The 26,133-nt window shown below is 70.6% G+C and carries 21 protein-coding genes and 1 pseudogene; 17 read left to right on the forward strand and 5 right to left on the reverse strand.

Going from position 1 to position 26,133, the window contains the following annotated elements:
* The first annotated feature begins 338 nt into the window (after positions 1-338).
* Entirely contained in the window at positions 339-3,071 is a 2,733-nt protein-coding gene (gene ppdK / locus DLJ59_RS07655; protein WP_124771808.1) for a pyruvate, phosphate dikinase, read from the forward strand.
* Positions 3,072-3,112: 41 nt separating this feature from the next.
* On the opposite strand, the gene DLJ59_RS07660 is transcribed toward ppdK, so the two are convergent.
* Positions 3,113-3,613, reverse strand: a complete 501-nt coding sequence (locus tag DLJ59_RS07660; protein WP_124771809.1) for a roadblock/LC7 domain-containing protein — start codon at positions 3,611-3,613, stop codon at positions 3,113-3,115.
* A 253-nt stretch (positions 3,614-3,866) separates the two neighbouring features.
* Here DLJ59_RS07660 and DLJ59_RS07665 point away from each other — a divergent pair, with 253 nt between their 5' ends.
* The 3 genes from DLJ59_RS07665 to DLJ59_RS07675 are packed head-to-tail and all read left to right on the forward strand — an operon-like array spanning position 3,867 to position 6,392.
* On the forward strand, positions 3,867-4,220 hold the full coding sequence (locus DLJ59_RS07665; RefSeq protein ID WP_124771810.1) for a VOC family protein: 354 nt from the start codon (positions 3,867-3,869) through the stop codon (positions 4,218-4,220).
* A 42-nt stretch (positions 4,221-4,262) separates the two neighbouring features.
* Complete coding sequence (locus DLJ59_RS07670) at positions 4,263-5,498, forward strand: deoxyguanosinetriphosphate triphosphohydrolase (RefSeq protein ID WP_124771811.1); 1,236 nt, start codon at positions 4,263-4,265, stop codon at positions 5,496-5,498.
* 45 nt (positions 5,499-5,543) lie between these two features.
* Positions 5,544-6,392 carry a siderophore-interacting protein gene (locus DLJ59_RS07675; protein ID WP_124771812.1) on the forward strand — a complete coding sequence of 283 codons (849 nt, stop codon included), beginning with the start codon at positions 5,544-5,546 and terminating at the stop codon, positions 6,390-6,392.
* Between the two features lie 7 nt (positions 6,393-6,399).
* On the opposite strand, the gene DLJ59_RS07680 is transcribed toward DLJ59_RS07675, so the two are convergent.
* Positions 6,400-7,605, reverse strand: coding sequence for a low temperature requirement protein A (locus DLJ59_RS07680; protein ID WP_124771813.1), 1,206 nt, complete (start codon positions 7,603-7,605; stop codon positions 6,400-6,402).
* A 113-nt stretch (positions 7,606-7,718) separates the two neighbouring features.
* Here DLJ59_RS07680 and dnaG point away from each other — a divergent pair.
* Together dnaG and DLJ59_RS07690 are read left to right on the forward strand one after the other, a co-directional pair.
* A pseudogene (gene dnaG / locus DLJ59_RS07685) lies at positions 7,719-9,621 on the forward strand (DNA primase).
* Positions 9,622-10,158, forward strand: coding sequence for a hypothetical protein (locus DLJ59_RS07690; RefSeq protein WP_124771815.1), 537 nt, complete (start codon positions 9,622-9,624; stop codon positions 10,156-10,158). It begins immediately after the preceding pseudogene.
* Between the two features lie 10 nt (positions 10,159-10,168).
* Here the strand turns inward: DLJ59_RS07690 and DLJ59_RS07695 are convergent, their stop codons facing one another.
* On the reverse strand, positions 10,169-11,185 hold the full coding sequence (locus tag DLJ59_RS07695) for a TAXI family TRAP transporter solute-binding subunit (protein ID WP_124771816.1): 1,017 nt from the start codon (positions 11,183-11,185) through the stop codon (positions 10,169-10,171).
* Positions 11,182-13,407 carry a TRAP transporter permease gene (locus DLJ59_RS07700; RefSeq protein ID WP_124771817.1) on the reverse strand — a complete coding sequence of 742 codons (2,226 nt, stop codon included), beginning with the start codon at positions 13,405-13,407 and terminating at the stop codon, positions 11,182-11,184. Before DLJ59_RS07700 ends, DLJ59_RS07695 begins: the two co-directional genes overlap by 4 nt.
* 166 nt (positions 13,408-13,573) lie before the next feature.
* Between DLJ59_RS07700 and DLJ59_RS07705 the strand changes: the two genes are divergently transcribed.
* Positions 13,574-14,506: an ABC transporter ATP-binding protein gene (locus tag DLJ59_RS07705; RefSeq protein ID WP_124771818.1), complete on the forward strand. Its 933-nt coding sequence runs from the start codon at positions 13,574-13,576 to the stop codon at positions 14,504-14,506.
* Positions 14,507-14,635: 129 nt separating this feature from the next.
* Here DLJ59_RS07705 and DLJ59_RS07710 read toward each other — a convergent pair whose 3' ends face one another.
* On the reverse strand, positions 14,636-14,872 hold the full coding sequence (locus tag DLJ59_RS07710; RefSeq protein WP_124771819.1) for a flavin reductase: 237 nt from the start codon (positions 14,870-14,872) through the stop codon (positions 14,636-14,638).
* 266 nt (positions 14,873-15,138) lie between these two features.
* Here DLJ59_RS07710 and DLJ59_RS07715 point away from each other — a divergent pair, with 266 nt between their 5' ends.
* From DLJ59_RS07715 to DLJ59_RS07760, 10 genes are all read left to right on the forward strand, one after another.
* A complete protein-coding gene (locus tag DLJ59_RS07715) occupies positions 15,139-15,927 on the forward strand; it encodes a helix-turn-helix domain-containing protein (RefSeq protein WP_124771820.1) in 789 nt (262 codons plus the stop codon).
* The gene (locus DLJ59_RS07720; RefSeq protein ID WP_124771821.1) at positions 15,918-16,109 is read left to right on the forward strand and encodes a DUF397 domain-containing protein; all 192 of its coding nucleotides are present in this window, start codon (positions 15,918-15,920) and stop codon (positions 16,107-16,109) included. Before DLJ59_RS07715 ends, DLJ59_RS07720 begins: the two co-directional genes overlap by 10 nt.
* A 279-nt stretch (positions 16,110-16,388) precedes the next feature.
* Positions 16,389-17,177 (forward strand): ABC transporter permease, encoded by a 789-nt coding sequence (locus DLJ59_RS07725; protein WP_124771822.1) that lies wholly within the window; start codon positions 16,389-16,391, stop codon positions 17,175-17,177.
* A 39-nt stretch (positions 17,178-17,216) separates the two neighbouring features.
* On the forward strand, positions 17,217-18,026 hold the full coding sequence (locus tag DLJ59_RS07730; protein WP_124771823.1) for an ABC transporter permease: 810 nt from the start codon (positions 17,217-17,219) through the stop codon (positions 18,024-18,026).
* 64 nt (positions 18,027-18,090) lie between these two features.
* Positions 18,091-19,110, forward strand: coding sequence for a YihY/virulence factor BrkB family protein (locus DLJ59_RS07735; RefSeq protein ID WP_124771824.1), 1,020 nt, complete (start codon positions 18,091-18,093; stop codon positions 19,108-19,110).
* 323 nt (positions 19,111-19,433) lie between these two features.
* Complete coding sequence (locus tag DLJ59_RS07740) at positions 19,434-20,612, forward strand: ROK family protein (protein ID WP_124771825.1); 1,179 nt, start codon at positions 19,434-19,436, stop codon at positions 20,610-20,612.
* Positions 20,613-20,745: 133 nt separating this feature from the next.
* A complete protein-coding gene (locus DLJ59_RS07745; RefSeq protein ID WP_208648588.1) occupies positions 20,746-22,254 on the forward strand; it encodes a sugar ABC transporter ATP-binding protein in 1,509 nt (502 codons plus the stop codon).
* Entirely contained in the window at positions 22,251-23,378 is a 1,128-nt protein-coding gene (locus tag DLJ59_RS07750; protein WP_124771826.1) for an ABC transporter permease, read from the forward strand. The genes DLJ59_RS07745 and DLJ59_RS07750 overlap by 4 nt, the downstream gene beginning before the upstream one ends.
* A gap of 97 nt (positions 23,379-23,475) precedes the next feature.
* Positions 23,476-24,528 carry a substrate-binding domain-containing protein gene (locus tag DLJ59_RS07755; RefSeq protein ID WP_124771827.1) on the forward strand — a complete coding sequence of 351 codons (1,053 nt, stop codon included), beginning with the start codon at positions 23,476-23,478 and terminating at the stop codon, positions 24,526-24,528.
* Between the two features lie 54 nt (positions 24,529-24,582).
* The gene (locus DLJ59_RS07760; protein WP_425271400.1) at positions 24,583-25,758 is read left to right on the forward strand and encodes a Gfo/Idh/MocA family protein; all 1,176 of its coding nucleotides are present in this window, start codon (positions 24,583-24,585) and stop codon (positions 25,756-25,758) included.
* The last annotated feature ends 375 nt before the right edge of the window (positions 25,759-26,133 follow it).

Consider the following 26,133-nt stretch of genomic DNA (forward strand, 5'->3'; position numbering starts at 1 on the left):
GGGGAGGGGGTGGTCGACACGGCGGCGACTCCGGGGGGTGTATTCGCGTCGGTTATGGCAAAAGTGAGGTTCACCGGCTGGCGTGGCGTCAAGCGTACGACGCTCGGCCGGGATGCGTGATGGTGCGCATGGAAGCGTTCCCAAAAACCGGTACGAACACGGATAGTCGTGATGGCTGTGCCAATTGTCACCGAACGGTCCCAGATCACTCGATGTTCGCTTAACCTTCGCCCACCGATCGGCGTTGACCCCGGGATTACCGGCGGCCCCTCTCGGGGAAGAAGAAAACTGAACCTTCGTTAAGTGTCAATCCCGGCGCGTGTGTTGTGGAGGCTCTGGTGGCAGCGCAAGAGACCGTCGATCACAAGTACGTCTACGACTTCTCCGAAGGCAACAAGGACCTCAAGGACCTGCTCGGCGGCAAGGGGGCAAACCTCGCCGAGATGACCAACCTGGGCCTGCCGGTCCCGCCCGGCTTCACCATCACCACCGAGGCGTGCCAGGCGTACCTCGCGACGGGGCGGGAGCCGGACGGGCTCGCCGGTCAGATCGAGGAGCACCTGGAAGCGCTGGAGCGCGCGATGGGCAAGCGCCTGGGCGACCCGCAGGACCCGCTGCTGGTGTCGGTCCGTTCCGGTGCCAAGTTCTCCATGCCCGGCATGATGGAGACCGTCCTCAACGTCGGTCTCAACGACCAGAGCGTGGTCGGGCTGTCCGCCCAGGCGAGCGGCTCGGCCGGGCAGGCCGCCTCCGGCGGCGACAGGTTCGCCTGGGACTCCTACCGGCGCCTCATTCAGATGTTCGGCAAGACCGTCTGCGAGGTGCCCGGCGAGGAGTTCGAGCACGCGCTCGACGAGGCCAAACGCGCCAAGGGCACCCACAACGACCTGGATCTGGACGCAGACGACCTGCGGGGGCTGGTCGACGCGTACAAGAAGATCTTCTTGAAGCACACCGGTCGGGAGTTCCCGCAGCAGCCACGCGAACAGCTCGACCTGGCCATCCGGGCGGTCTTCGAGTCGTGGAACGCCGAGCGCGCGGTGCTCTACCGCCGTCAGGAACGGATCCCGGCCGACCTCGGCACCGCGGTCAACGTGGTGACCATGGTCTTCGGCAACCTCGGGCCCGACTCCGGTACCGGTGTCGCGTTCACCCGCGACCCGGCCAGTGGCGCGCAGGGCATCTACGGCGACTACCTGGCCAATGCCCAGGGTGAGGACGTGGTCGCCGGCATCCGCAACACCGTGCCGTTGCAGGAGTTGGAGCAGCTCGACAAGTCCTCCTACGACGAGTTGCTCGGCATCATGGCCCGGCTGGAGGAGCACTACAAGGATCTCTGCGACATCGAGTTCACCATCGAGCGCGGCAAGCTGTGGATGTTGCAGACCCGGGTCGGCAAGCGCACCGCCGCCGCCGCGTTCGTCATCGCCGGGCAACTTGTCGACGAGGGCCTGATCGACCTGGACGAGGCGCTGCACCGGGTCAACGGCGCGCAGCTCGCGCAACTCATGTTCCCCCGCTTCCAGCTCGACCACGAGTTCCAGCCGGTCGCCAAGGGCATCGGCGCGTCGCCGGGCGCGGCGTCCGGCACTGTCGTCTTCACCTCCGCCCGAGCGGTCGAGCTGGCCGCCGAGGGCGAGTCGGTGATCCTGGTGCGCCGCGAGACCAACCCGGACGACCTGAACGGCATGATCGCCGCGAAGGGCATCCTCACCTCGCGCGGCGGCAAGACCAGCCACGCCGCCGTGGTGGCTCGGGGCATGGGCAAGACCTGCGTCTCCGGTGCCGACGAGATCGAGGTGAACGTGCCGGCGAAGCGGTTCACAGTGGCCGGGCAGACCGTCAACGAGGGCGATGTGGTGTCCATCGACGGCACCACCGGCAAGGTCTACCTCGGTGAGGTGCCGGTCATGCCCTCCGAGGTCGTGCAGTACTTCGAGGGCAGCCTCGACCCCGAGCACATCGACAACGCGTTGGTCCGGGCCGTACACCGGATCATGACGCACGCCGACGGGAAGCGGCGGCTGGCGGTCCGCACGAACGCCGACACCGGTGCGGACGCCGCCCGGGCGCGGCGCTTCGGCGCGGAGGGCATCGGGCTGTGCCGCACCGAGCACATGTTCCTCGGCGAGCGGCGGGAGCTGGTCGAGCGGCTGATCCTGGCCCGCGCCGAGGGTGAGCGGGAGGCGGCCCTGGCGGCGCTGCTGCCGTTGCAGCGGGCCGACTTCGAGGAGATCTTCCGCGAGATGGACGGGCTGCCGGTCACCGTCCGGCTCATCGACCCGCCGTTGCACGAGTTCCTGCCGCCGCTGGAGCAGCTCGCCGTCAACGTGGCGGTCGCCCAGGAGCGCGGCGAGGACGTGGCGAAGGAGGAGGCGCTGCTCGCCGCCGTCCGGCGGATGCACGAGGAGAACCCGATGCTCGGGCTGCGGGGTGTACGCCTCGGCCTGGTCATCCCCGGCCTGTTCGCCATGCAGGTCCGGGCCATCGCCGAGGCGGCGGTCGGTTGCGCCCGCAACGGCGGCGTCGCCAAGCCGGAGATCATGGTGCCGCTGGTCGGGGCGGTGCAGGAGCTGGAGACGGTCCGCGCCGAGGCCGAGAAGATCATCGCCGAGGTGGTCGGGGACAGCGGCGTCGAGGTGCTGATCGGCACCATGATCGAGGTGCCCCGGGCGGCGCTGACGGCCGGGCAGATCGCCGAGGCCGCCGAGTTCTTCTCCTTCGGCACCAACGACCTGACCCAGATGGGTTGGGGCTTCTCCCGCGACGACGTCGAGGGCGCGTTCTTCTGGCGCTACCTGGAGTTGGGCATCTTCGGCATCTCGCCGTTCGAGTCGATCGACCGTGACGGCGTCGGCCGGCTCGTGCGGATCGCCGCCGAGGAGGGCCGGGCCGCCCGGCCCGGACTGAAGCTCGGCATCTGCGGTGAGCACGGCGGCGACCCGGACTCGGTGCACTTCTTCCACGAGGTCGGCCTGGACTACGTGTCCTGCTCGCCGTTCCGGGTGCCGGTGGCGCGGCTGGAGGCCGGTCGGGCGGTCGTGGAGAGCGGCGGGTCGGACAGCCGTTGACGCACGTCGGGGGCGGCCGGTCACCCGGCCGCCGCCGGCGCTCAGATCGGCGGACGACGCCAGGTGGGTCGGGACGAGCGGCGTAACTGGGCCGGCAGGGTCGCCATCGGGGTACGCGTGGCCAGCGGGGCGTGCGCGTCCGGTACGGAGGTCGCGCCGATGCCCGCGCCGCGAACGTCCAGGAACGAGCCCGCCCGACGGGCCACCGCCCGTGCCTCCTCGTGCAGCGCCTCCAGATCCCCAACCGCCGACACGGTGACGAGGGTCAGCAGAGCGCTGCGGCCGGCCGGGTAGGTCACCACGCAGCCGGCGGTGGTGCACACCACCGACTCCCGGAACTCACCCCGCCCGACGGTGTCGGCCACCCGGTGACCGAGCCCGAAGCTCGCGGCGGCGAGCGCGGCGAGATGGGTGGCGTCGGTGCTGGGCAGGTCGCTGGAGATGAGCAGCCCGTCGGTGCCCGCGAGCACCGTCCCGGCGATGTCGGGTCGGCGCTGGCGTAGACCGCGTAGCTCCGTGCCCATCACCGTGTCTGCGTCCACGAGCGTTACCCCTCACCGGTCGGGCTCTGCGTGTCGGTCGGCTGGTCACGTTCCGCGCTGGGAAGGTTACCGGTAGCCACTTCCGACCGCGAGCCCGTAACCCTCGGCGATCGGTTGGCAACTGGGGGCCAATCGGTGGTTGTGTGCCCTTCGTCGATGCGCCGTGGCCGGGTCGAGCAGTGGCGGCGGGCGTAATCTGGCTCCCTCGTACACGGCCGATTGGGCGCCGCGTCGAACGGGAAGAGGTGACTGCATGACGAGTGTCTGGGAGAGCCTGACTGTCGACGCCCGCGATCCGGCCCGACTGGCCCGTTGGTGGGCCGAGGCGCTCGGCTATCAGGTTGTCACCGAGAAGCCCGACGAGGTGGAGATCCGTCAGTCCGCCGACCGCCTGCCCGGCCTGGTCTTCGTGCCGGCGGTCGAGGGTAAGGAGCGCAAGAACCGGCTGCACCTCGACCTGCGCCCCGCCAACCGGGAGGCCGAGGTCGAGCGCCTGGTCGACATGGGCGCCCGACACGTCGACATCGGTCAGGGCGACGTCGAGTGGACGGTGTTGGCCGACCCGGAGGGCAACGAATTCTGCGTGCTCCATGAGCGCGAGGAGTGAGCCGGTCTTGCGAGCCCCGCAGTCGCGAACAGCAGCGGCCTGATGCCCGGGAGGGGTGACGCGGCGGACGCTCGGTTGGTCGAGGAGCCGCCCAAGGACACCGGGCATCGCCGGTCGCCGTACGAGCGCGACCGGGCCCGGGTGCTGCACTCGGCGGCGTTTCGCCGGTTGGCGACCAAGACCCAGGTGCACACCGCCGGCACCGACGACTTCCTGCGTACGCGGCTGACGCATTCGCTGGAGGTGGCCCAGATCGCTCGGGAGATGGGTGCCCGGCTGGGCTGCGACCCGGATGTGGTGGACGTCGCGGGGCTGGCGCACGATCTCGGGCACCCGCCGTTCGGGCACAACGGCGAGGCTGCGCTGGACCTGCTCGCCACGCCGTGCGGCGGGTTCGAGGGCAACGCGCAGACCCTGCGGGTGTTGACCCGCCTGGAGGCGAAGGTGCTCGCCCCGGACGGTTCGTCGGCGGGGCTGAACCTGACCCGGGCGTCGCTCGACGCGGTGGGCAAGTATCCCTGGCCGCGCCGGCCCGGGGAGCGCAAGTTCGGGGTGTACGCCGACGACGCGGCGGTCTTCGAGTGGATCCGGGCCGGCGCGCCCGGCGAGCGGCGTTGCCTGGAGGCCCAGGTGATGGACTGGGCCGACGATGTGGCGTATTCGGTGCACGACGTGGAGGACGGCATCCACGGTGGTTACGTCACATTGCACCCGCTGCTCATCGACGCCGACGAGCGGGCCGCGCTGTGCGCCGACGTGGCCGCCGCCTACTCGGGGGAGTCCGCCTCGGACCTGACCGAGGTGCTTGTCGATCTGTTGGCCGGTCCACTGCTCGCCCCGTTCGCCCTGTACGACGGGAGCCATCGCGCGCAGGTCGCGCTGAAGGCGACGACCAGCGGGGTGACCGGGCTGTTCGTGTCCGCGGCGGTGGCTGCCACGGAGGAGCGCTTCGGTCCGGGCCCGCACCGTCGCTACGGCGCCGACCTGGTGGTGCCCCGACTGGTCCGGGCGCAGTGCGCCCTGCTCAAGGGCATCGCGCTGCGGTACGTGATGCGTCGCAGTGGCTTCCAGGGCCGCTATGAGCGGCAGCGGGCGATGCTTGCCGAGTTGGTTGCCGCGCTGGTCCGGTACGCCCCGGAGGGCCTCGACCCGATCTTCGCCCCGCTGTGGCGGGCCGCCCCGGACGACGAGGCCAGACTGCGGGTGGTGATCGACCAGGTTGCGTCGCTCACCGACCCGGCGGCGGTGACCTGGCACACCCGTCTGGTCGGCAACTGAGCACCCCCGACCGGCCGCCAGCCAACTTAGGCTAACCTAACTGATATGACGGAACGCCCCAGGAACGTCACCTCGGCCCGGGTGCTGCGCACCGAACGGCCCACCCCGCACCTGATCCGGCTCGTCCTCGGTGGGGACGAACTGGTTGGTCTGCCGGTGGGCGAGTTCACCGACCACTACATCAAGGTGGTGTTCCCGCAGCCGGGTGTCGCGTACCCGCAGCCGTTGGACCTCGCCGCGATCCGCCGGGACCTGCCCCGGGAGCAGTGGCCCCGGCTGCGCGCCTACACGGTGCGGCGCTGGGATCCGCTGGCCGCGGAGCTGACGGTGGACGTGGTTTACCACGGCGACGAGGGGCTGGCCGGCCCGTGGGCCGCCGCGCTGCGCACCGGCGATCCGGTGCACTTCCTCGGCCCCGGCGGCGCGTACGCCCCGAACCCGGACGCGGACTGGCACCTGCTGGTCGGTGACGAGAGTGCACTGCCGGCGATCGCCGCCGCGTGCGAGCGCCTGCCGCTGGGCGCCCCGGCCCACGTGTTCGTGGAGATCTCCGACCCGGCGGAGGAGCAGAAGCTGCTCAGCCCGGGGGCGGTCGAGCTGACCTGGCTGCATCGCGGCGAACGCCCGGTGGGCGAGGCGCTGGTCGCTGCGGTGCGGGCGTTGGAGTTCCCGGCCGGCCAGGTGCACGCGTTCGTGCACGGCGAGGCGGCAGTCGTCCGGGAGTTGCGGCGGTTGCTGCGCGGCGAGCGGGGCGTACCTCTCGACCGGCTGTCCATTTCCGGCTACTGGCGGCGCGGCATGGACGACGAGGGCTGGCGCTCGACGAAGGCCGCCTGGAACCAGCAGGTGGCGGCCGAGGAGGTGGCCGTCCCGGAGCCGGCCGCGGCGGCCTGAGCGCCGGTCATCCCTCGGGTGTTTTCATCTCCTGACCGGCTCGGGCGAGTCGTCGGCTGAGCAGTACGGCGTACCCGACCACCGCCAGCGAGAGCAGCGACAGCATCAGCCTCGGCTGGTGCACCGTCGTGGTGATCAGGCAGACCGAGACCACCCCGTAGGCGGCGATCGCCAACCGGGTGGCGCTCGGTCGGGTCCACAGCCAGTACAGGGCGAGCCCGCAGACCGTCCAGATCACCATCGCGGCGCCCAGCAGCAGCCGCAACTCCAGCGGCAGCCGGTTGGCGTTGTCGTCGACCAGTCGTACCACCTGCCCGAGCGCCCAGCCGAGCAGCAGCAGCGCACCGCCGAGTGGAATGTGCAGATAGCTGTACGCCTGCCCGCCGCGCAGCCGACTCTGGGTCAGGCGGGTCGTGACGAAGGTCGTGTAGACCCACCAGACCGCCGCCGGGATCAGGAAGGCCATCGCGGCGGTGAGGATCATGTGCGGCGGGGGGTGGTCCGGCACCGCGAAGAGCAGGCTGGCCAGCGCGCTACCCAGCACGATGATGGTGAACTGGCCGATCCGTTCCGGCAGGTGCCGGTTGTCCACCGGCCAGCGGTTGAGCCAGCGCATCCCGACCCACGGCGTGGACAGTTCGATCACCATCGCGATCACCCAGAGGACGGGCCGCAGCTCGGTGGGCGCGGCCAGCGACAGCAACCAGATCAACCAACCCGACCCGAAGCCGATCAGATAGACGGTCGTGACCATCCGGGCCATCGGGCTGGTGGGGCGGGCGCGCAGGTACAGCAGGAGCAGCACGCCCCGCACGATCAGGTACCCGACCGGCAGCAGCACGCTCTCCGGCACCTCGTCGACCCCGAGGGTCATCGCGCCCGCGCCGACCAACGCGACCAGCACCAGCACCCGGTGCAGCGCGTCGTCCGGGTCGAAGCGGGTGTCGTAGTAGACCTGCCCCATCCAGGCCCACTGGACCACCACGAAGAGCCCGATCACGGCCAGCACCGCCGTCGGCGACGGGGTCGGGTCGTCGCCCAGCCGGCCTACCACGGCTGCCAGCGCGTACACGAAGATGAGGTCGAGGAAGAGTTCCAGCCAGGTGGCGTGCCGGTGGCCGGCCTCATCGGTCTGGGGGGCCTCTCCGCGTAGCCCCAACCACCCGCCGAACCGTCGCGGCACATGTGGGCCGTCGGTTCGTAGCCTGCGCATCTGGTCATGGTCCCCGTGCGGACCCGGCTTGCGGGCCGGAACCACCCAGCCGGCAGCGGCCGCCGCCACACCGGCGTCCCCCGGCCGGTGTGTCGTCGGTCCGGCAGGGCAGGATGTACGGCGAGGGGGTGGCGAATGGCTGGGCGGATCCGGGACGAGGACATCGCACTGGTCCGGGAACGCACCTCGATCGGGGATGTGATCTCCGAGACGGTCACCCTGAAGTCCGCCGGCGGCGGCAACCTCAAGGGGCTGTGCCCGTTCCACGACGAGAAGAGTCCGTCGTTCAACGTGTCTCCGGCCCGCAACGTCTGGTACTGCTTCGGCTGCGGGGCCGGCGGGGACGCGATCAAGTTCCTGATGGACGCCGACCACCTCAGCTTCGTGGAGTCCGTCGAGCGGCTGGCCGGCCGCGCCGGCATCCAACTGCGCTACATCGAGGACGACAAGGGCACCCCGCGCCCCCGCCCGCAGCAGGGTCAGCGGCAGCGCCTGGTCGCCGCGCACGCCGCCGCCGTCGAGTTCTACAGCGCGCAACTGAGCACCGCCGGCGCACGACCGGCGCGGGAGTTCCTGGCCCGACGGGGCTTCGATCGGGCCGCCGCCGAGCGCTACGGCTGTGGTTTCGCGCCGGAGGGCTGGGACCTGCTCACCAAGCACCTGCGCAAGCAGGGCTTCACCCACCAGGAGTTGGTCACCGCCGGGCTGTCCCGGGAGTCCCGCTCCGGCACCCTGATCGACCGGTTCCGTCGCCGGTTGCTCTGGCCGATCCGCGACCTCGCCGGTGACGTGATCGGCTTCGGCGCGCGCAAGCTCTTCGACGACGACGACGGCCCGAAGTACCTGAACACCCCCGAGACGCCGATCTACAAGAAGTCGCACGTGCTCTACGGCATCGACCAGGCCAAACGGGAGATCGCCAAGCAGGGGCGGGCGGTGATCGTCGAGGGTTACACCGACGTGATGGCCTGTCACCTCGCCGGGGTGACCACGGCCGTGGCGACCTGCGGCACCGCGTTCGCCGCGGACCACATCTCGGTGCTGCGTCGGCTCCTGTTCGACAGCGACGAGGTGGCCGGCGAGATCATCTTCACCTTCGACGGTGACGCCGCCGGGCAGAAGGCCGCACTGCGCGCCTTCGAAGACGATCAGCGTTTCGTCGGGCGCACCTTCATCGCGGTCAGCCCCGACAACATGGACCCGTGTGATCTGCGGCTGGCCAAGGGCGACCTGGCGGTGCGGGACCTGGTCGCCCGCCGCGAGCCGCTCGTCGACTTCGCGCTGCGCCACGTGATCGGCCGCTTCGACCTGGACACCGTCGACGGCCGGGTCGAGGCGATGCGCCACGCCGCGCCGCTGGTCGCGCGACTCAAGGACCGGGAAAAGCGCCCGGAGTACGTCCGCAAGCTCGCCATGGACCTCGGCATGGAGATCGAGCCGGTGCAGCGGGCGGTGCTCGCCGCCGGCAACACCGCGCCGTCCGGCACCCGCGACGCCGCCCCCGGCGCCCGGCCCACCTCGGCCCGCCCTGAGCCGGCAGTGGACAGCCCGCAGTCGATGGTCGAACGGGAGGCGCTCAAACTCGCCCTCCAGCAGCCGGTCCTGGCCGGGCCGATGTTCGACGCGGTCGAGACCACCGAATACCGCCACCCGGTGCACGTCGCGGTGCGTACGGCCATCACGACGGCCGGTGGTGCCGTGTCGGCGACCGGCGGCGCGGTCTGGATCGAGTCGGTCCGCGACGCCTGCGACGACCTGGCGGCCGCGGCGCTGGTCGGTGAGTTGGCAGTCGAACCACTGCGGATCGACGGCGAACCGGACCCGCGCTACGTGTCGATCACCATGGCCCGGGTGCAGTTCGGCTCGGTGACCGCTCGGATCCGGGACCTCAAGTCACGCATCCAGCGGATCAACCCGGTCAACAACAAGGACGAGTACTTCGCCGCGTTCGGTGAGCTGCTCTCCCTGGAGCAGCACGCCCGGGCGCTGCGCGAGCAGGCTGCGGGAGGCCTCTAGATGGGACTGTTCAGCCGCAAACCGAAGCTGCCGCCGGCCGACCGGCCGCCGCTGACCGCCGACGAGCGGGTGTTGGCGTGGGCCGCCGCCGGCAACGGCGAGGGCGACGGGGTGGTGGTCGCCACCAACCTCGGGTTGTGGCTGCCCGGTCGCGGGCACCGGCTCGCCTGGCACACCATCCTCAAGGCGGTCTGGTCCGGCCGGGAGTTGACAGTCACTCCCGCCGAGCCCGTCGCCGAGCGGGACGGCTACACGGTGGTCGTCGACGGTCCGGCCGAGACATACCTGCTGCTCGACCCGGGAGAGCTGCCGCACCAGGTGCGGGCCCGGGTGACCCGCTCGGTCGCGTACACCGAGCACCAGCCGGTGCCCGGCGGCGCGGCGCGGGTCGCGGCCCGGCGCGTGGCCGGGGTCGACGGTCTGACCTGGACGGTCCGACTCGACCCCGGCACTCCGGCGGACGACGAGGCCCTGCTCACCGAGACCGACCGGCTGGTCGGTGTGGCCCGCGCCGCCACCGCGCCGGCCGACGTTTGACCGGCCCGGGTCAGTTCGCGCCGAGGTCGTTCAGCGCCTTCTCCGCGCCGCGGTGCAGCGGCACCGGCAGGGTCCTGCGGGCCTTTTCCAGCGAGATCCCCTTGGCCGCCGGGTTGGCCTGGGCAAGGGCGTCGCGCTTGTCGAACACCGTCCGGGTGATCGCGCAGGCGACGTTGGCGTCCAGGTCCTTGCGGACCAACAGCACGTTGGGTACGACGATGGTCGGGGTGTCGGCCGCCGTCCGGTACGCGTCCCGCCCGATCGTGCCTTCCTGGTAGCCGGGGCTCAGCGCGGCCATCTTCGGCAGCAACTGCGAGAGGTCGACGAACTTCACCGAGTCGCCGGCGGTGGTGAACAGGTCGGTGAGACCTCCGGTGGGCAGGCCACCGGACCAGAAGAAGCCGTCGACGCTGCCGTCCTTGATCCCCTCGACCGTCTTGGTCAGGTCCAGTCGCTGCGCTCGGATGTCCTTGGCCGGGTCGAGGCCGGCGGCCTCCAACAGCCGGTTGGCGATCACCTCGGTGCCGGACTTGGGCGAGCCGGTGGAGATCCGCTTACCCCGCATGTCGGCCACCGAGGTGATGCCGGAGTCGTTGCGGACCACCACCTGGGTGTAGTTGTCGTAGATGCGGGCCAACGCCTGCACCGGCTGCGGCGCGGTGAAGCTGCCCTTGCCCTCCACCGCGTTGACCGCTGTGTCGAACAGCGAGAACGCCACGTCGTACTGGCCACCGACCAGTTGCTCGACGTTCTGCACCGACGCGCCGGTCTCGGCGGCGGTGCCGCTGAGTTTGCCGCCGGTCGCCCCGGACAACTGCCCGGCCAGGGCGTTGCCGACCACGTAGTAGACGCCGGTCGCGTTGCCGGTGGCGATGCCGACGCGGGTTTCCTTGGTCACCTCGCAGGTGACCTCACTGGCCGCGTCGTCAGTGGCGGCGCCGCCCTGCTGACCTCCGCAACCAGCGGCGCCGACCGCGAGGGCGAGCACGCCCAGGCCCGCGGCGAGCCGTACGTCGATTCGTCTCACAGTTGTTCCTCCACAGGATTGGCTGGTGATCCAGACGATGGCCGACCGGCGGATCCGCGTCGGACGAACACACCCGCCGCCGCGACGGCGGCCAGCGTCGCGCCGACCGTGACCGGCACGGGTTCGAGCCAGAGCAGGGTGACGCCGGCGAGGACGCCCAGCACCCGTTCCGGGGTTCCGGCCGGGCCCACGCCGGGCAGCCAACCACCGGCGGCGACGGCGAGCACCGCCACGCTGAGCGCGGTGACCACGGCGGCGAAGGCGATCCGCTGGACGCCACCGATGCCGAGCAGGCCGAGCCCGGCCGGCGTGATGACGAATGCGATCGGGGTCAGGTACGCCGGCAGCGCGTACCGCAGGGTCTGCCACATGGTGGGCACCAGCCGGCCGCCGGTGACCGCGGCGGCGGCCACCGCGGCGAGCGCGGTCGGCGGGGACACCTCGGACAGCACCGCGAAGTAGAAGACGAACATCGCCGCCGCCGGCGCGGTGACGCCCAGGTCGAGCAGGGCCGGGCCGACGATCACCCAACCGATCACGAACGACGCGGTGACCGGCACGGCCAGGCCCAGCAGGCTGAGCGCGACGGCGGCGAGCAGCGCGGTGAGCACCAGCACCAGCGTCGGGTCCGAGGTGGCCGCCTGCGCCCCGCCGATCAGCAGCGCCGCCGCCTGCGGCCCCAGGCCGGTCTTCGTGGTGGTCGCCGTGATGATGCCGGCGGCGGCGCAGACGGCGGTGACGGCGAGGACCCCGCGTACGCCGGTGACGAGCGCGGTCGCCAGCCGGCCCGGGGTGAGTCGGTGCGCGCGGTCCAGGAAGGAGAGCGCGACGGCCAGGACGGTGGCGAACACCACCGCCCTCGTCGCGGACACTCCTGCGGCGAGGAACGCGATGATGGCGATCAGCGAGGCGAAGTGGTAGCCGAACCGGCCCAGCAGACGCCAGGGCGAGCCGAAGTCGACCACCACTGGGCGTACGCCGGAGCGGCGAGCGTCGATCTCCACAGCCAGCAGGATGCCGAGGTAGTAGAGCACCGTCGGTACGGTTGCCCAGCCCAGCACCTGTAGGTAGGAGACGCCCAGGTACTCGGCGATGATGAACGCCGCCGCCCCCAGGGTGGGTGGGGAGAGGATGGCGCCCACCCCGGCCGCCGCCAGCATCCCGCCGGCCCGCTCCGGCGGGTAGCCGGCGCGGCGCAGCAGCGGCCAGGTGACCGCGCCGATGCTCACCGTCGTCGCCGCGCCGGAGCCGGAGACGGTGCCGAGCAGGAAGCCGGAGGCCACCGCCGTCCGGCCGGCGGCGGTACGCGAGCGCCGGAACGCCGCGGCCGACAACTCGACGAAGAACCGCCCCGCCCCGGACAGCTCCAGCACCGCGCCGTAGATGGTGAACAGCACGATGTACGAGGCGGCCACGTCGAGCGGCGTGCCGTAGAAGCCGCTGTCGGAGTTGTAGAACGCGTCGACCAGTTGACCGAAGTCCAGCCCGGCGTGCGCGACCGGCCAGGACTGCGGCAGCAACCCGCCGTAGTAGCCGTAGCCGAGGAAGAGCAGGCAGACCGCGGGCAGGATCCACCCGGTGGTCCGTCGGCAGGCTTCGAGTAGCAGGAGCAGCAGGACGGTGCCCAGCACCAGATCCGTCGGCGACAGCAGGCCCTGCCGGTCGAGGAACGCGTTGTAGCCGCCGCCACCGCCGCCGATCCGGATCGGCAGGACGGGATAGAGGCAGGCGGCGACCGCCAGGGCGACCAGAACCCAGTCGGTGACGGTGGGTCTCGTCGACGCCGGAGCTGGCAGAGCCGGGTGGTCGTCCTCGGTGGCGGGGGCCGTGCGGCGCCGCCAAGTCGGCAGCCGCAGGCCGGCGGGGTAGGCCAGGAAAACCAGCGGGAGTACGCCGGCCAGGAAGATGATCAGGTAATACTTGCTGCCCTGCGACAGGGGGCGGAACACCTGCCACAGGGCGAGAGCGCCGACCGCCAGCGCCGCGGCGGTGAGCAGCAGACCCGCCGGCCCGGAGAGCACCCGGCCCGGCTTCTCGTCCTCGAACTGGGCGGCCAGGTCACGCGTCGCCCGCTCGGCGACGTCAGGCCCGCGCTGCGCCGGCTCTGCTCCCGATCTCGGTCGGGGTGGGCCGTCGCTGGGGCTCGCCGCGGTTTCGTCGGCGGGAGAGTTGGCTGGTCGGGCGGGTGGAGACGAACCATCGGGCGTGCTGATGGGCGACACGAGGGGACGATACACGTCAATTGGGCGCGCCGTGGGGCATCGATCGGCGTTTTGCTGTTGCCGGCTCGGGCGGGGCGGACGGCGTCTCCCCACCGGTGCCCCGCGGGCTCGCCGGGTGCGGGTATTTGCGTGGAGGGTTGTCGGACCGGGCGGTTAGGGTCGGGCGGTGACTTCGGGGCGACCACTGATTCAGGCTCGCGGGCTGGTGAAGCGGTTCGGCGAGTTCACCGCCGTGGACGGCATCGATGTCGAGGTGCGCTCGGGTGAGGCGTTCGGCTTCCTCGGGCCCAACGGTGCGGGCAAGTCGTCCACCATGCGGATGGTCGGCTGCGTCTCCCCGCCCAGCGGTGGCCAACTGCGCATCCTCGACATGGATCCGGTCCGCGACGGGCCAGCGATCCGCGCGCGCCTCGGTGTGTGCCCCCAACTGGACAATCTCGACCCGGAGCTGACCGTCCGGGAAAACCTGACCGTCTACGCCCGTTACTTCGGCATCTCCCGCCGGGCGGCCCGGGAGCGCGCCGCCGAGCTGCTCGACTTCGTCCAGCTCACCGAGCGGGCCGACAGCAAGGTCGAGCCGCTCTCCGGTGGCATGAAGCGGCGGTTGACCATCGCCCGCGCGCTGGTCAACGACCCGGAGATCGTGCTGCTCGACGAGCCGACCACCGGGCTCGACCCGCAGGCCCGGCACCTGGTGTGGGAGCGGCTGTTCCGGCTCAAGCAGCAGGGCGTCACGCTGGTGCTCACCACGCACTACATGGACGAGGCCGAGCAGCTCTGTGACCGGCTGGTGGTGATGGACGGCGGGCGGATCGTCGCGGAGGGCTCGCCCCGGGCGTTGATCGAGCAGCACTCGACCCGCGAGGTGGTCGAGCTGCGTTTCGCCGCCGAGTCACAGGAGCCGTTCGCCGGGAAGCTCGACGGGCTGGGGGAGCGGGTCGAGGTGCTGCCCGACCGGGTCCTGCTCTACGTGCCGGACGGCGACGCGGCGGTCGCCGAGGTCGCCGCGCTGGGGCTGCAACCGGCGAACGTGCTGGTCCGGCGCAGCGGCCTGGAGGACGTCTTCCTGCACCTGACCGGCCGCACCCTGGTCGACTGACCGCATTCCGGCGTGCTGTCCGCCCGACCCCGTAGGCCGGCGCCCGACCGTCCGCACCTGTCCGATCGCTGGCAGCTCAGCAGCAACTCTCCCGGCGTGTCGAACTGCTGAGCTGCCAACGATCACCGCTCAGCGCGCTCTGGCCCAGGTGATGAATCGGTCGCTCAGCCGATCGTGGTCGCCCTGGCCGGCGAGGTCCCCGGCCGCCTCGTGGTGCACAGTGGCGAGGTAGACGAGCAGGCCGATCCGGTCCTCGCGATACTCGCCGAGCAGCGCCAGGCGGGCCGGCGAGCAGGGCCACGCCGCCCCGCAGACGCGGCAGCGCCAGGACGGGCGGGCCGCCACGTGTGGGCGGTACCGGGGCATCAGTGCCCACCACCGTCATCAGTCGACCAGGTGAGTCGCACGAGGGAACCTCCATCGGATGGGTGGGAGCGCCCCGGATCGGGGGTCACGGGGCGCTCCCGGCCTGGTTCCGCCCGCCGTCCGATCCCGTGAGCGGTTCCGCTGCGTGACAGTCTGGTGAGGACCCGACTACGGTGGGAGGTTCCGCACGCCGACGACCAGCGCGTACGGCGGTCGGCCCGGCACGGTACGAAGATGTACGGGGGTTGTCCGTGGAGAGTTCGTCCATGCTGGAGCACTTCGCCGAGGAGCTGCGGCTGGCTCGTGCCGCCAGTGGGATGTCGCAGACGGCACTGGCCGAGGCGTTGAGCTATTCCGGTGCGCTGGTCGCCAAGGTGGAGACGTCCGAGCGGCGGCCGAGCCTCGACTTCGCCCGCCGGTGTGACGCCGTGTTCGCGGCCGACGGTCGGTTCGAGCGGATCCAGCGGCGGATCAGCCGGGAGGCCGTGGTGCCGTGGTTCCGCGACTGGGCCGGAGTCGAACAGGAGACCACCGCGCTGCGGTGGTTCGAGCCGCTCTACGTGCCGGGCCTGGTGCAGACCGAGGGTTACGCCCGCGCCATCCTGGCCGGGGCCGGGCTGTTCGCGGCGGACGAGGTCGAGCAGCAGGTGACCGCCCGGCTGGACCGGCAGGGTCTGCTCACCCGGGACCGGCCACCGCTGCTCAGCCTGGTCGTCGACGAGTACGCGCTGCGCCGCCACGTCGGCGGGCCGGAGGTGATGCGCGAGCAGTTGCGTCACCTGGTGAAGATCGGTTCGGCGCTGCCCCGGGTCCGAATCCAGGTCGTGCCGCTGTCCGCCGGTGCGTACGCTGGGCTCGATGGTCCCTTCGTGATCGCCACCGCAGCCACCGGTGAGGATGTCGTCTACCTGGACGGGCAGCGCCACGGGCAGGTGATCGACCGGTCCGAGTATGTGCGGCAGATGGTCGAGGTGTGGGAGTCGATCCGGGGTGAGGCACTATCGCAGCAGCAGTCCCTCGACCTGATCGCGGAAGTGGCGGAGACATGGAGTTGACCGGCGCCCGGTGGCGCAAGAGCACCCGCAGCAACGGCAGCGGCGGTGCCTGTGTGGAGGTTGCCGACAACCTGCCCGGGTTGGTCGCCGTTCGTGACTCCAAGGACCCGGGTGGGCCGGCGCTGGTCTTTCCGCCAGACGCGTGGCGCGCGTTCGTCGGTTCCGACTCCTTCCGCCAGTAGCTGGCGCGGTGACCACGAACGGTCACGGGGTTCAGTCTCCGGCTGCTTGATCGGCCGTCCCTACGGTCCAGATCCACTCGGCTTTCAGGAAAGCGGGGGATCAGGGCGGCTCTGACACCGCGACTTCCTGAAAATCGAGTCGATCAACGAGCGGGCCCCAGGGAGACGCGGCGAAACCCGGGCGACACCTCGGCGGGGTCGTCGTAGGGTGACCGACGGTTTGTCGTACCCCGGGGGTAGACAGATCGTGGTGGCCGGCGCGGTGAGCGGGGTGGTCGGGTGAGTGCGGCGGGATCGACACGGTTCCCATGGGTGCCGGCGTACGCGGTGTTCGAGCACTACCTGGTGGGTCTGCGACGCACCTGGCGGGCCGGGGTGTTCTCCTCGTTCCTGCTGCCGGTGCTGACCGTCCTCGGCTTCGGGCTGGGCGTCGGCGCCTACATCGACCAGGGCGTCGGCGGGGTGCGTTACCTCGACTGGCTGGTCCCCGGGCTGATCGCCTCGACCGCGCTTCAGGTGACAGTCGGTGACTCCACCTGGCCGGTGTTCAGCAACTTCCAGTGGGTGAAGACCTACTTCGCGCAGGGCGCGTCACCGCTGCGGGTGGGCGACATCGTGGCGGGGCACCTGGCCTTCGTGCTGTTCCGGGTGCTCACCACTATCGCGGCGTTCCTGCTGGTCACCGGGCTGTTCGGGGCGCTGCGGTCGCCGTGGGCGGTGGTCACCCTGCCGGTGGTGGCGTTGCTCGGGCTGGCCGTCGCCGCGCCGACCTTCGCGTACGCGGCGTCGGTGTCGACCGACAGTTGGCTGGCGATGCTGTTCCGGTTCGCGGTCATTCCGATGACGCTCTTCGCCGGGGTGTTCTTCCCGGTCGAGTCGTTGCCCGACGCGCTGCGGTGGCTGGCGTACGTGACGCCGTTGTGGCACGCCGTGGACCTGTGCCGCGCAGCCACGCTCGGTGTCGCCCCACAGTGGTCGGTCGCCGGGCACCTGCTCTACCTGGCCGCCTGGGCGGTGGCCGGCTGGTTGCTGGCGGTGCGCGCGTTCCGCCGCAAGCTCGTCGTCTGAACATCAAGCAGAGTCTGAACAGCAAGCAGAGAGGGTGTCGTGGTCACGCTGATCCTGCCCCGGCTTGTCGACGTCTCCGCCGCGTCCCGGCGGTCGGCGTCGGTGGTCGGGCGCAACGTCGCGGCGCTGAAATCGGTCTACTGGCTGCTGCTGCTCTCCGGCTTCGTCGAGCCGCTGCTCTACCTGCTCTCCATCGGGGTGGGCGTCGGCGCGCTCGTCGGCGACCTGCCGCTACCCGATGGGCGGCTGGTCTCGTACGCCGAGTTCGTGGCCCCGGCGATGCTCGCCTCCTCGGCGATGACCGGGGCGCTCGCGGAGACCACCTTCAACTTCTTCGGCAAGATGAAGTACATGAAGCTGTACGACGGGATGATCGCCACCCCGGTACGGCCGTTCGAGATCGCCGTGGGCGAGTTGGGTTGGGCGATGCTGCGGGGCAGCGCCTACTCGGCGGCGTTCCTCGGGGTGATGGTCGCCCTGGATCTGACCAGCGTCGCCCGCGCGCTGACCGCACTCCCGGCCGCGGTGCTGGTCGGGTTCGCGTTCGGGGCGCTCGGCATGGCGATCTCCACCTTCATGCGCAGCTGGCAGGATTTCGACCTGATGGGCTCCGCGCAGTTCACGCTCTTCCTCTTCTCCGGCACCTTCGTGCCGGCGCAGGCCTACCCGACAGTGCTGCACTGGCTGATCGAGATCACCCCGCTGTACCGGGCGGTGCACCTCATCCGTGGCCTCGCGCTGGGCAGCGGCGGCTGGCTCTGGCTGCTCGACGTGTTCTATCTGCTGGCGATGCTGGCGGTCGGCCTGCTGGTGGCCTCTCGCCGAATGGCGAGGTTGCTCTACGAGTAGGGGTTATCCGCACCCGCCGACGGGGCATCACCGGAAGTGACACCGCCGACCAGGAGGAGGGGCGATGACCTCGGCCGAGTCTTCCGCCCGTCGCGAGCGTGATCCCGCCGCCGCGCCGGTCGGGCCCGACGCGGGCCCGGACAGCCCCACCGACCTGCCCGGCAGTGGCTGGAAGGCGGCGTTCCGCCGGACGATCACCGAATTCCAGGACGACAGCCTGACCGACTGGGCGGCGGCACTGACCTACTACGGGGTGCTGTCCATCTTCCCCGGCGTGCTGGTGCTGATCTCCCTGCTCGGCCTGCTCGGTGAGAGCGCCACCGAGGGTGTCCGGGACACCGTCAACCAGGCGGTGCCCAACGACAGCATCCAGAAGATCATCAACGAGGCGATCGGCACCGCGGACCGCAACGGTGGCCTCGCCAGCATCGCCGCGATCATCGGTCTGGTGGCGGCGTTCTGGTCGGCCTCCGGTTACATCGGCGCGTTCATGCGCGCCTCCAACACCATCTACGACGTGCCGGAGGGCCGGCCGATCTGGAAGACCCTGCCGATCCGACTCGGCGTGACCGCGGTGGTCGGGGTGCTGCTGCTGGCCAGCGCGGTGATCGTGGTCTTCACCGGCCGCCTCGCCGAATCGGTCGGTGACGTGATCGGGGTCGGCTCGACGGCGGTCGCGGTGTGGGACGTCGCGAAGTGGCCGGTGCTGCTGATCCTGGTCAGCCTGATGTTCGCGATCCTCTACTGGGCCTCGCCGAACGCGCGGCACGGCGGTTTCCGCTGGGTCAGCCCGGGCGGGGTGCTGGCCGTGGTGATCTGGCTGGTGATCTCCGGCCTGTTCGCGTTCTACGTGAGCAACTTCGGTTCGTACGACAGGACGTACGGGACCCTGGCTGGGGTGATCATCTTCCTGGTGTGGTTGTGGCTGAGCAACATCGCGATCCTGCTGGGGGCGGAGTTCGACGCGGAGTTGGAGCGTGGCCGCGCGATCTCGGCCGGCCACCCGGTGGACGACGAGCCGTACGTCGAACTGCGCGACGATCGCAAGCTCCGCAAGAAGCGCAACTCTGCCGGCCGCCGCTGACGGCCAGCGCCAACCGCCGGGCCGACGCCCCGGCCCAGCACCAACCGCCGGACTGACGCCCGGCCCAGCGCTGATCGCCCCGCCACCGAGGATCGGCTGGCGGGGCGATTGCGTGTCCGTCGATGGAACTGCAGGCGAGGGGGCGCGGGCCGTCCGTGATCCTTTACTTGATCGACTAGTAGCTTTTGTTCTTTCGGACAAAAGTTGGTCTCGGAACGGTTGAAGCTCTGGACAGGCGGCGTTGAACGCTCTTACTGTGTCGGACACAACACATCGGCATTGCGTCGATGTGAACGCTGCCAATGAAGAGGGGGGCTTCCCCGGTGCGGACCGTCGACCCCCTGCACGTGCGACTGTTGCGGTTGCTCCGCGACGAGGGCGCCGTGTCCCGGGCCGAGCTGGGCGACCGCCTTCAGATGCCGCGTCCACGCATGCTGGCCGAGCTGGATCGCCTGGTAGCGCTGGGTTACGTCGCCGAGGCGGGGCTCGCCGCGTCCCGAGGTGGGCGACGCTCGACGCTCGTCGAGTTGAACCCGAAGCTGCGCTTCGCCGCCGTCGACCTCGGCGCCAGTTCGATGGACGTCGAGGTGGTCAATGGCCGCCTCGAACCGGTGGCCCACTACGCCGAGGCAGCCGACATCCGCAACGGCCCGAAGGTGACCCTGCAACGGGTCAACGAGCTCCTGCACAAGGCGCGGGTCGACGGCGCGTACGAGCGACTGGACGCCGTCGGCATCGGCGTACCCGGCCCGGTCAGCTTCCGTGACGGCGTACCGGTCTCACCGCCGATCATGCCGGGCTGGGACCGGTTCCCGGTGCGTGAGCTGCTCAGCCGGGAGCACGGCTGCCCGGCGGTGGTCGACAACGACGTCAACATCATGGCGATCGGCGAACGGCACGGCGGCGTCGCCCACTCGGTGGACGACTTCCTCTTCGTGAAGATCGGCACCGGCATCGGGTGCGGCATCTACCTCACCGGCGAGGTCTACCGGGGCACCGACGGCTGTGCCGGCGACATCGGCCACATCCAGGTCGACTCGCACGGTCCGATGTGCTCGTGCGGCAACGTCGGCTGCCTGGAGGCGCTGTTCAGCGGCGCCGCACTGGCCAAGGACGCCGCAGCTGCCGCCCGCAGTGGGACGTCGCCGGCGCTGGCCGAGCGACTGGCCCTGCGTGGTGTGGTGACCGCCCTGGACGTCGCCGAGGGCGCCGTCGAGGGCGACGTGGCCTGCATCCAGTTGATCCGGGACGGCGGACGGCGGGTCGGCGGTGTGCTCGCCGGCCTGGTCAGCTTCACCAACCCGTCGATGATCGTGATCGGCGGTGGGCTGGCCCAGCTGGGTCACATTCTGCTCGCCGAGATCCGCAGTGTGGTCTACCGCCGGTCACTGCCGTTGGCCACCGGCAACCTTCCCGTCGTCCTGTCCGAGCTGGGCGGCCGGGCCGGTGTCACCGGCGCGGCCGTGCTCGCGAGCGACGTCGCCTTCGGGGAAGCCGCATGAAGCTGTTCGAGGTTCCGTCGTGAGCGAGGAGGAGACTGTGGCTCTGCCCGAGGATGACCCCGCCACCGCGTCGGCCGAGGCCGTCGCCGAGGCGCCGCTGGTCGAGGCTCCCGCCGACACCGTCGCGGGCGAGGTGGTCCTGCGCCTCACCGATGTGGTCAAGACCTTCCCCGGCGTACGCGCGCTCGACGGCGTGCAGCTGGAGGTGCGCGCTGGCGAGGTGCACTGCCTGCTCGGGCAGAACGGCGCCGGCAAGTCCACCCTCATCAAGGTGCTCGCCGGGGTGCACCAACCGGATTCCGGCCTGGTGGAGTGGCGCGGTGAGCCGGCCACGTTCACCAACCCGCAGGCCGCCATGAAGGCCGGCATCGCCACGATCTACCAGGAGCTCGACCTCGTCGAGGACCTGTCGGTGGCGGAGAACGCGTTCCTCGGCCACGAGTACCGCAGCTTCGGGTTCGTTCGGCGCGGCCGGATGGCCCGGCACACCCGGCAGATCCTCAGCCGGCTCGGCCACGGTGAGATTCCGCCGGGGCGGATGGTCCGGTCACTGCCGGCGGCGGGCAAGCAGATCGTCAGCATGGCGCGGGCGCTGTCGCACGAGGCTCGGCTGATCATCATGGACGAGCCGAGCGCGGTGCTGGCCCACGACGAGGTCGGCAACCTGTTCCGGATCATCCGTGAGCTGACCGCGCAGGGCATCGCCGTCATCTACATCTCCCACCGGCTGGAGGAGATCCGCGAGATCGGCGACCGGGTCACCGTACTCAAGGACGGCCGGACCACGGCGGCGAACCTGCCGGCGCGCGACACCCCGACCCGCGACCTGGTGAGCCGGATGACCGGCCGCACCATCGAGTACGTCTTCCCGGACCGGCCGGCCGACGACGCCGCGGGTGCTGACCTGCTCCAGGTGCAGGGGTTGACCCGCGAGGGCGAGTTCGCCGACGTCTCGCTGAACGTGCGCGCCGGGGAGATCGTGGGCATCGCGGGGCTGGTCGGCTCCGGTCGCTCCGAACTGCTGGAGACGATCTACGGTGCCCGCCTGCCGGAGGCCGGCACGGTGCGGATGGACGGGAAGGTCCTGCGTCCCGGCGTCGGCGCGGCGGTTCGCGCCGGCATGGGGATGGCACCGGAGGAACGCAAGAGCCAGGCGCTGCTGCTCGGCGAGCCGATCTACCGCAACGTCACGCTGGCCACCTTCGGCCGGTACGCGCGGCTCGGCTTCACCAACGCCGCGAAGGAACGCGCCGAGGCGGACCGGATCGCGGAGACCCTGGAGCTGCGGCCCCGGGACGTCGACCGGCCGGTACGCACGCTGTCCGGCGGCAACCAGCAGAAGGTGGTGGTCGGGCGGTGGTTGCTCGGTGGCACCAAGTTGCTGCTGCTCGACGAGCCGACCCGGGGCGTGGACGTGGGCGCCCGGGCTGAGCTCTACCAGGTCATCCGGGCGTTGGCCGCTCAGGGCGTGGGGGTGCTGCTGGTCTCCAGCGAGGTGCCCGAGGTGCTGGGCCTGGCCGACCGGGTGTTGGTGATGCGGGAAGGGCGGGTCGTCCGCGAAGCCGCGGCCGGCGAACTCGATGAGAACACTGTGCTTGACCTCGTGATGGCGGGGTCCTTGATGGAAGGCGCACCGGCATGAGCGACGCGACTCCCACTCCCACCGCGACACCGGAGCGCCCGCAGCTTCCGGCGCAGTCGCCGCCGGTGGACCCGGCGGAGACGGCGGTGGCCAGCGACAAGGCGCGATCCACGGGCAAGCTCTCCTGGTGGCGGGGTGACGGTGGCGACGGCGCCAAGCGCAACCTCGGTCTGATCGGGGTGCTGGCCGCGCTCATCGTGGTCGGCGCGGTCACCAAGCCCGACCTGTACGGCGACCCGAACTGGGTCTGGAACAACGTCCTGGCCATCCTTCAGTTGGCTTCCGTCGTCGGTGTGGTCACGGTCGGGATGACCTTCGTGATCATCGGTGGTGGTATCGACCTGTCGGTGGGCGCGATCGTCGCGCTGGCCGGGGTCTGGTGCACCACTGTCGCCACCCAGAGCTACGGCGCCGGCGGCATGATCTTCACCGCCCTGGTGGTCGGCATCTGCGTCGGCCTCGTCAACGGTGTGCTCATCTCGTACGGGCGGCTGGTCCCCTTCATCGCGACGCTCGCGATGCTGGTGGCCGCGCGTGGGCTCGCGGCGTCGATCTCCAACAAGCAGACCCAGGTGTCGAGCAGCACCTTCATCAACGACATCGCGGCGCGCAAGGTGATCGGGATCCCGATCCTCGTCTACATCCTCGGCGCGGTCGTGCTGGCCGGTTGGGTGGTGCTCAACCGGACGACCTTCGGCCGGCGGACCATCGCCGTCGGTGGTAACCCGGAGGCGGCCCGGTTGGCCGGCATCAACGTGCGGCGGCACACCATGCTGCTCTACGCGCTCTCCGGTCTGTGCTGCGGCATCGCCGCCATCATGCTCACCTCGCAGGCGACCTCGGCGCAGGCGGCGATGGCCAACCTGTACGAGTTGGACGCGATCGCCGCGGCGATCATCGGTGGGACGTTGCTCAGCGGCGGCCGGGGCACCATCGTCGGCTCACTGCTCGGCGTCATCATCTTCGCCACGATCACGAACCTCTTCGCGATCAACGGCCTCTCCATCGAGGCACAGAACATGGTCAAGGGCGGCATCATCGTCGCCGCCGTCCTGGTCCAGCAGTTCCAGTTCAAGTCCGTCACTCGGCTCCTCGCGCGGAACAGGGTCACCACCGCAACCTGACGCACCGCACCGTTGTCCTGGCGACGTCGAGAAACTCGACGGTGGCCGGGCCTCGCACACCCTCAATAAGTCAAATCCCGCTCCCAGGAGGTCATTCATGACCCAGCACAGTCGCGACCTGTCGCGCCGCCGGTTGCTCTTCGGTGGAGCCGCAGTGGGCGCTGCCACCCTTCTCACCGCCTGCACCAGCAACGACACCCCGGCCGCCAGCACCCAGACCAAGGCCGCCGGAAACGCCGAGGGCAACAACGCCCCGGGCAAGAAGGTCGTCATCGGCTTCTCCGCGCCGGCCGCCGACCACGGCTGGATGGGTGCCATCCACGCGAACGCCAAGGCGCAGGCCGCTGCCTACTCGGACGTGGAGTTCAAGGAGGTCGACGGTGGGTCGAACTCCGAGGCCCAGCGCTCGACGCTCGGCACGCTGATCGCCCAGAAGCCGGACATCATCGTCGTGCTGCCGCACGATGGCAAGGAGGTCAACGCCGTTGCCCTCCAGGCCATGCAGGCCGGCATCCCGATCGTGAACCTGGACCGCGCGTTCCCCGACGCGCTCGCGTCGCGGCTGGTCATCAAGGGCGACAACTACGGCATGGGCGTCTCCGCCGGGCACTACATCGGCAAGCAGCTCAAGGACAAGGGCGTCGCCAACCCGATCATCGGTGAGATCGCCGGTCTGGAGATCCCGCTGACCGTCGAGCGCAGCGAAGGCTTCAAGGCCGCCCTGGCGACCTACGGGTTCAAGGTGGAGAATCGCCGCTCTGCCGAGTTCACCTCGGACAGCGGCCAGCGCGAGGCGTCCCAGCTGCTCCAGGCGCTGCCGAAGATCGACGCCATCTGGAACCACGACGACGACCAGGGCATCGGTGTGCTCGCGGCCATCAAGCAGGCCAACCGGTCGGAGTTCTTCATGGTCGGCGGCGCGGGCTCCAAGCTCGCGATCGACGCGATCAAGGCCGACAACACCGTGCTGAAGGCCACTGTCACCTACAACCCGTCGATGGCCTCCTCGGCGATCTCGCTCGCGCGGCTCATCGCGCAGGGTCGGGGCCTGGGCGACCTGACGGAGCTGCAGGTGCCCAAGGAAGTGACCCTGGCCTCGGAGACGATCACCAAGGAGAACGCGAGCAGCTACGACAAGCTCGGGTTCTGACATACCGGGGGGAGACCCACCTTGTCCACGAACGACAAAGAACTGCGGGTCGGCATGGTCGGCTACGCGTTCATGGGCGCCGCGCACTCACAGGCGTGGCGCACCGTGAACCGCGTTTTCGACCTGCCGGCGCGGGCCCGGATGGCGTTGATCTGCGGTCGAGACACAGCGAAGGTGGCCGACGCCGCCGACCGGCTCGGCTGGGACGCGTACACCACCGACTGGCGTGACCTGATCAACCGGGACGACATCGACGTCGTCGACATCTGCACACCGGGCGACAGTCACGCCGAGATCGCTCTCGCCGCGTTGGCAGCGGGCAAGCACGTTCTGTGCGAGAAGCCGTTGGCCAACACGGTGGAGGAGGCACGGGCGATGACCGCCGCGGCGGACACCGCCCGGGCCGCCGGGGTGCGGTCGATGTGCGGGTTCAACTACCGCCGGGTCCCCGCGGTCACGATGATGCGCCAGTTGGTCGCCGACGGACGGCTCGGGGTGATTCGACACGTCCGTGCGACGTACCTCCAGGACTGGATCGTGGACCCGCAGTTCCCGCTGGTCTGGCGGTTGCAGAAGGACAGGGCGGGCTCCGGCGCGCTCGGTGACATCGGGGCGCACATCATCGACCTGACCCAGTACGTCACGGGTCAGCGGATCAGCGGCGTCAGCGCGGTCACCGAGACCTTCGTCAAGGAGCGGCCGTTGCCGGCCGAGTCGAGCGGTCTGGCGGCCACTGTGGACGGCCAGACGGCCCCCACCGGGACGGTCACCGTCGACGACGCCGCGGTCTTCGTGGCGCGCCTCGACGGTGGTGCCCTGGCCACGTACGAGGCGAGCCGGTTCGCCACCGGCCGCAAGAACGCGCTGCGTGTCGAGATCAACGGCTCGTTGGGCAGTGTGGTCTTCGACCTGGAGCGGCTGAACGAGCTGGAGTTCTACGACGCCACCCGGCCCACCACGGAGCAGGGCTTCAGCCGCATCCTGGTGACCGAGGGCGAGCACCCGTACATGTCGGCGTGGTGGCCTCCGGGCCACATCATCGGCTACGAGCACTCGTTCACGCACGAGATGCGCGACTTCATCGAGGCGGTCGCCACCGGTGTCGACCCGACCCCCTCCTTCGCCGACGCGTTGCAGGTCCAGCTGGTGCTGGACGCGGTGGCCCGCTCGGCGGAACTCGGCTCTTCCTGGGCCGAGGTGGAACCGACGCTGACCGCGGCGCGCGTCTGACCATTGACCATCCGCGATGGCGGTGAACCCGCAGCCATCGCCCGATCAGCTTTCCGACGCCGACCGGCGAGGGACCAGCCACGGATTGCGCCCCGTGGCCGGGACAGAGGTCGGCATCGGAGAGCGTGCAGCCGGGCCGTACGGCCCGGTGGCGCACGAGCAGGACGGTCGTCCGGTGCGACCGGACCGGGATTCCCCGGCCGCACCGGAGGACCGCCACCACCGGTGAAGATCCGGAGGACCTGATGAGACCGCCCGCCGCTGCCCCCGTTCCTACCGCACCCGCTCGCCGGTTTCCGGCGGGTCGTGGTTCGGTCGGGTTTCCGGTGGGCGCGGCGGCCTGAGACGCCCGGCCGGGGCATGCCAATGCCCCGA

The organism is Micromonospora inaquosa (genome assembly GCF_003857055.1).
In the GTDB taxonomy this organism is placed as follows: Bacteria; Actinomycetota; Actinomycetes; order Mycobacteriales; family Micromonosporaceae; genus Micromonospora; species Micromonospora inaquosa.

What these genes read in the sequence shown, in the direction of transcription:
- DLJ59_RS07670 (WP_124771811.1), top strand. Translation starts at nt 4,263, where the DNA reads ATGCCCGGGAGGGGTGACGCGGCGGACGCTCGGTTGGTCGAGGAGCCG.
- DLJ59_RS07755 (WP_124771827.1), top strand. Translation starts at nt 23,476, where the DNA reads ATGACCCAGCACAGTCGCGACCTGTCGCGCCGCCGGTTGCTCTTCGGT.
- DLJ59_RS07750 (WP_124771826.1), top strand. Translation starts at nt 22,251, where the DNA reads ATGAGCGACGCGACTCCCACTCCCACCGCGACACCGGAGCGCCCGCAG.
- DLJ59_RS07735 (WP_124771824.1), top strand. Translation starts at nt 18,091, where the DNA reads ATGACCTCGGCCGAGTCTTCCGCCCGTCGCGAGCGTGATCCCGCCGCC.
- DLJ59_RS07665 (WP_124771810.1), top strand. Translation starts at nt 3,867, where the DNA reads ATGACGAGTGTCTGGGAGAGCCTGACTGTCGACGCCCGCGATCCGGCC.
- DLJ59_RS07675 (WP_124771812.1), top strand. Translation starts at nt 5,544, where the DNA reads ATGACGGAACGCCCCAGGAACGTCACCTCGGCCCGGGTGCTGCGCACC.
- DLJ59_RS07715 (WP_124771820.1), top strand. Translation starts at nt 15,139, where the DNA reads ATGCTGGAGCACTTCGCCGAGGAGCTGCGGCTGGCTCGTGCCGCCAGT.
- DLJ59_RS07760 (WP_425271400.1), top strand. Translation starts at nt 24,583, where the DNA reads ATGGTCGGCTACGCGTTCATGGGCGCCGCGCACTCACAGGCGTGGCGC.
- DLJ59_RS07720 (WP_124771821.1), top strand. Translation starts at nt 15,918, where the DNA reads ATGGAGTTGACCGGCGCCCGGTGGCGCAAGAGCACCCGCAGCAACGGC.
- DLJ59_RS07710 (WP_124771819.1), bottom strand. Translation starts at nt 14,872, where the DNA reads ATGCCCCGGTACCGCCCACACGTGGCGGCCCGCCCGTCCTGGCGCTGC.
- DLJ59_RS07680 (WP_124771813.1), bottom strand. Translation starts at nt 7,605, where the DNA reads ATGCGCAGGCTACGAACCGACGGCCCACATGTGCCGCGACGGTTCGGC.
- DLJ59_RS07690 (WP_124771815.1), top strand. Translation starts at nt 9,622, where the DNA reads ATGGGACTGTTCAGCCGCAAACCGAAGCTGCCGCCGGCCGACCGGCCG.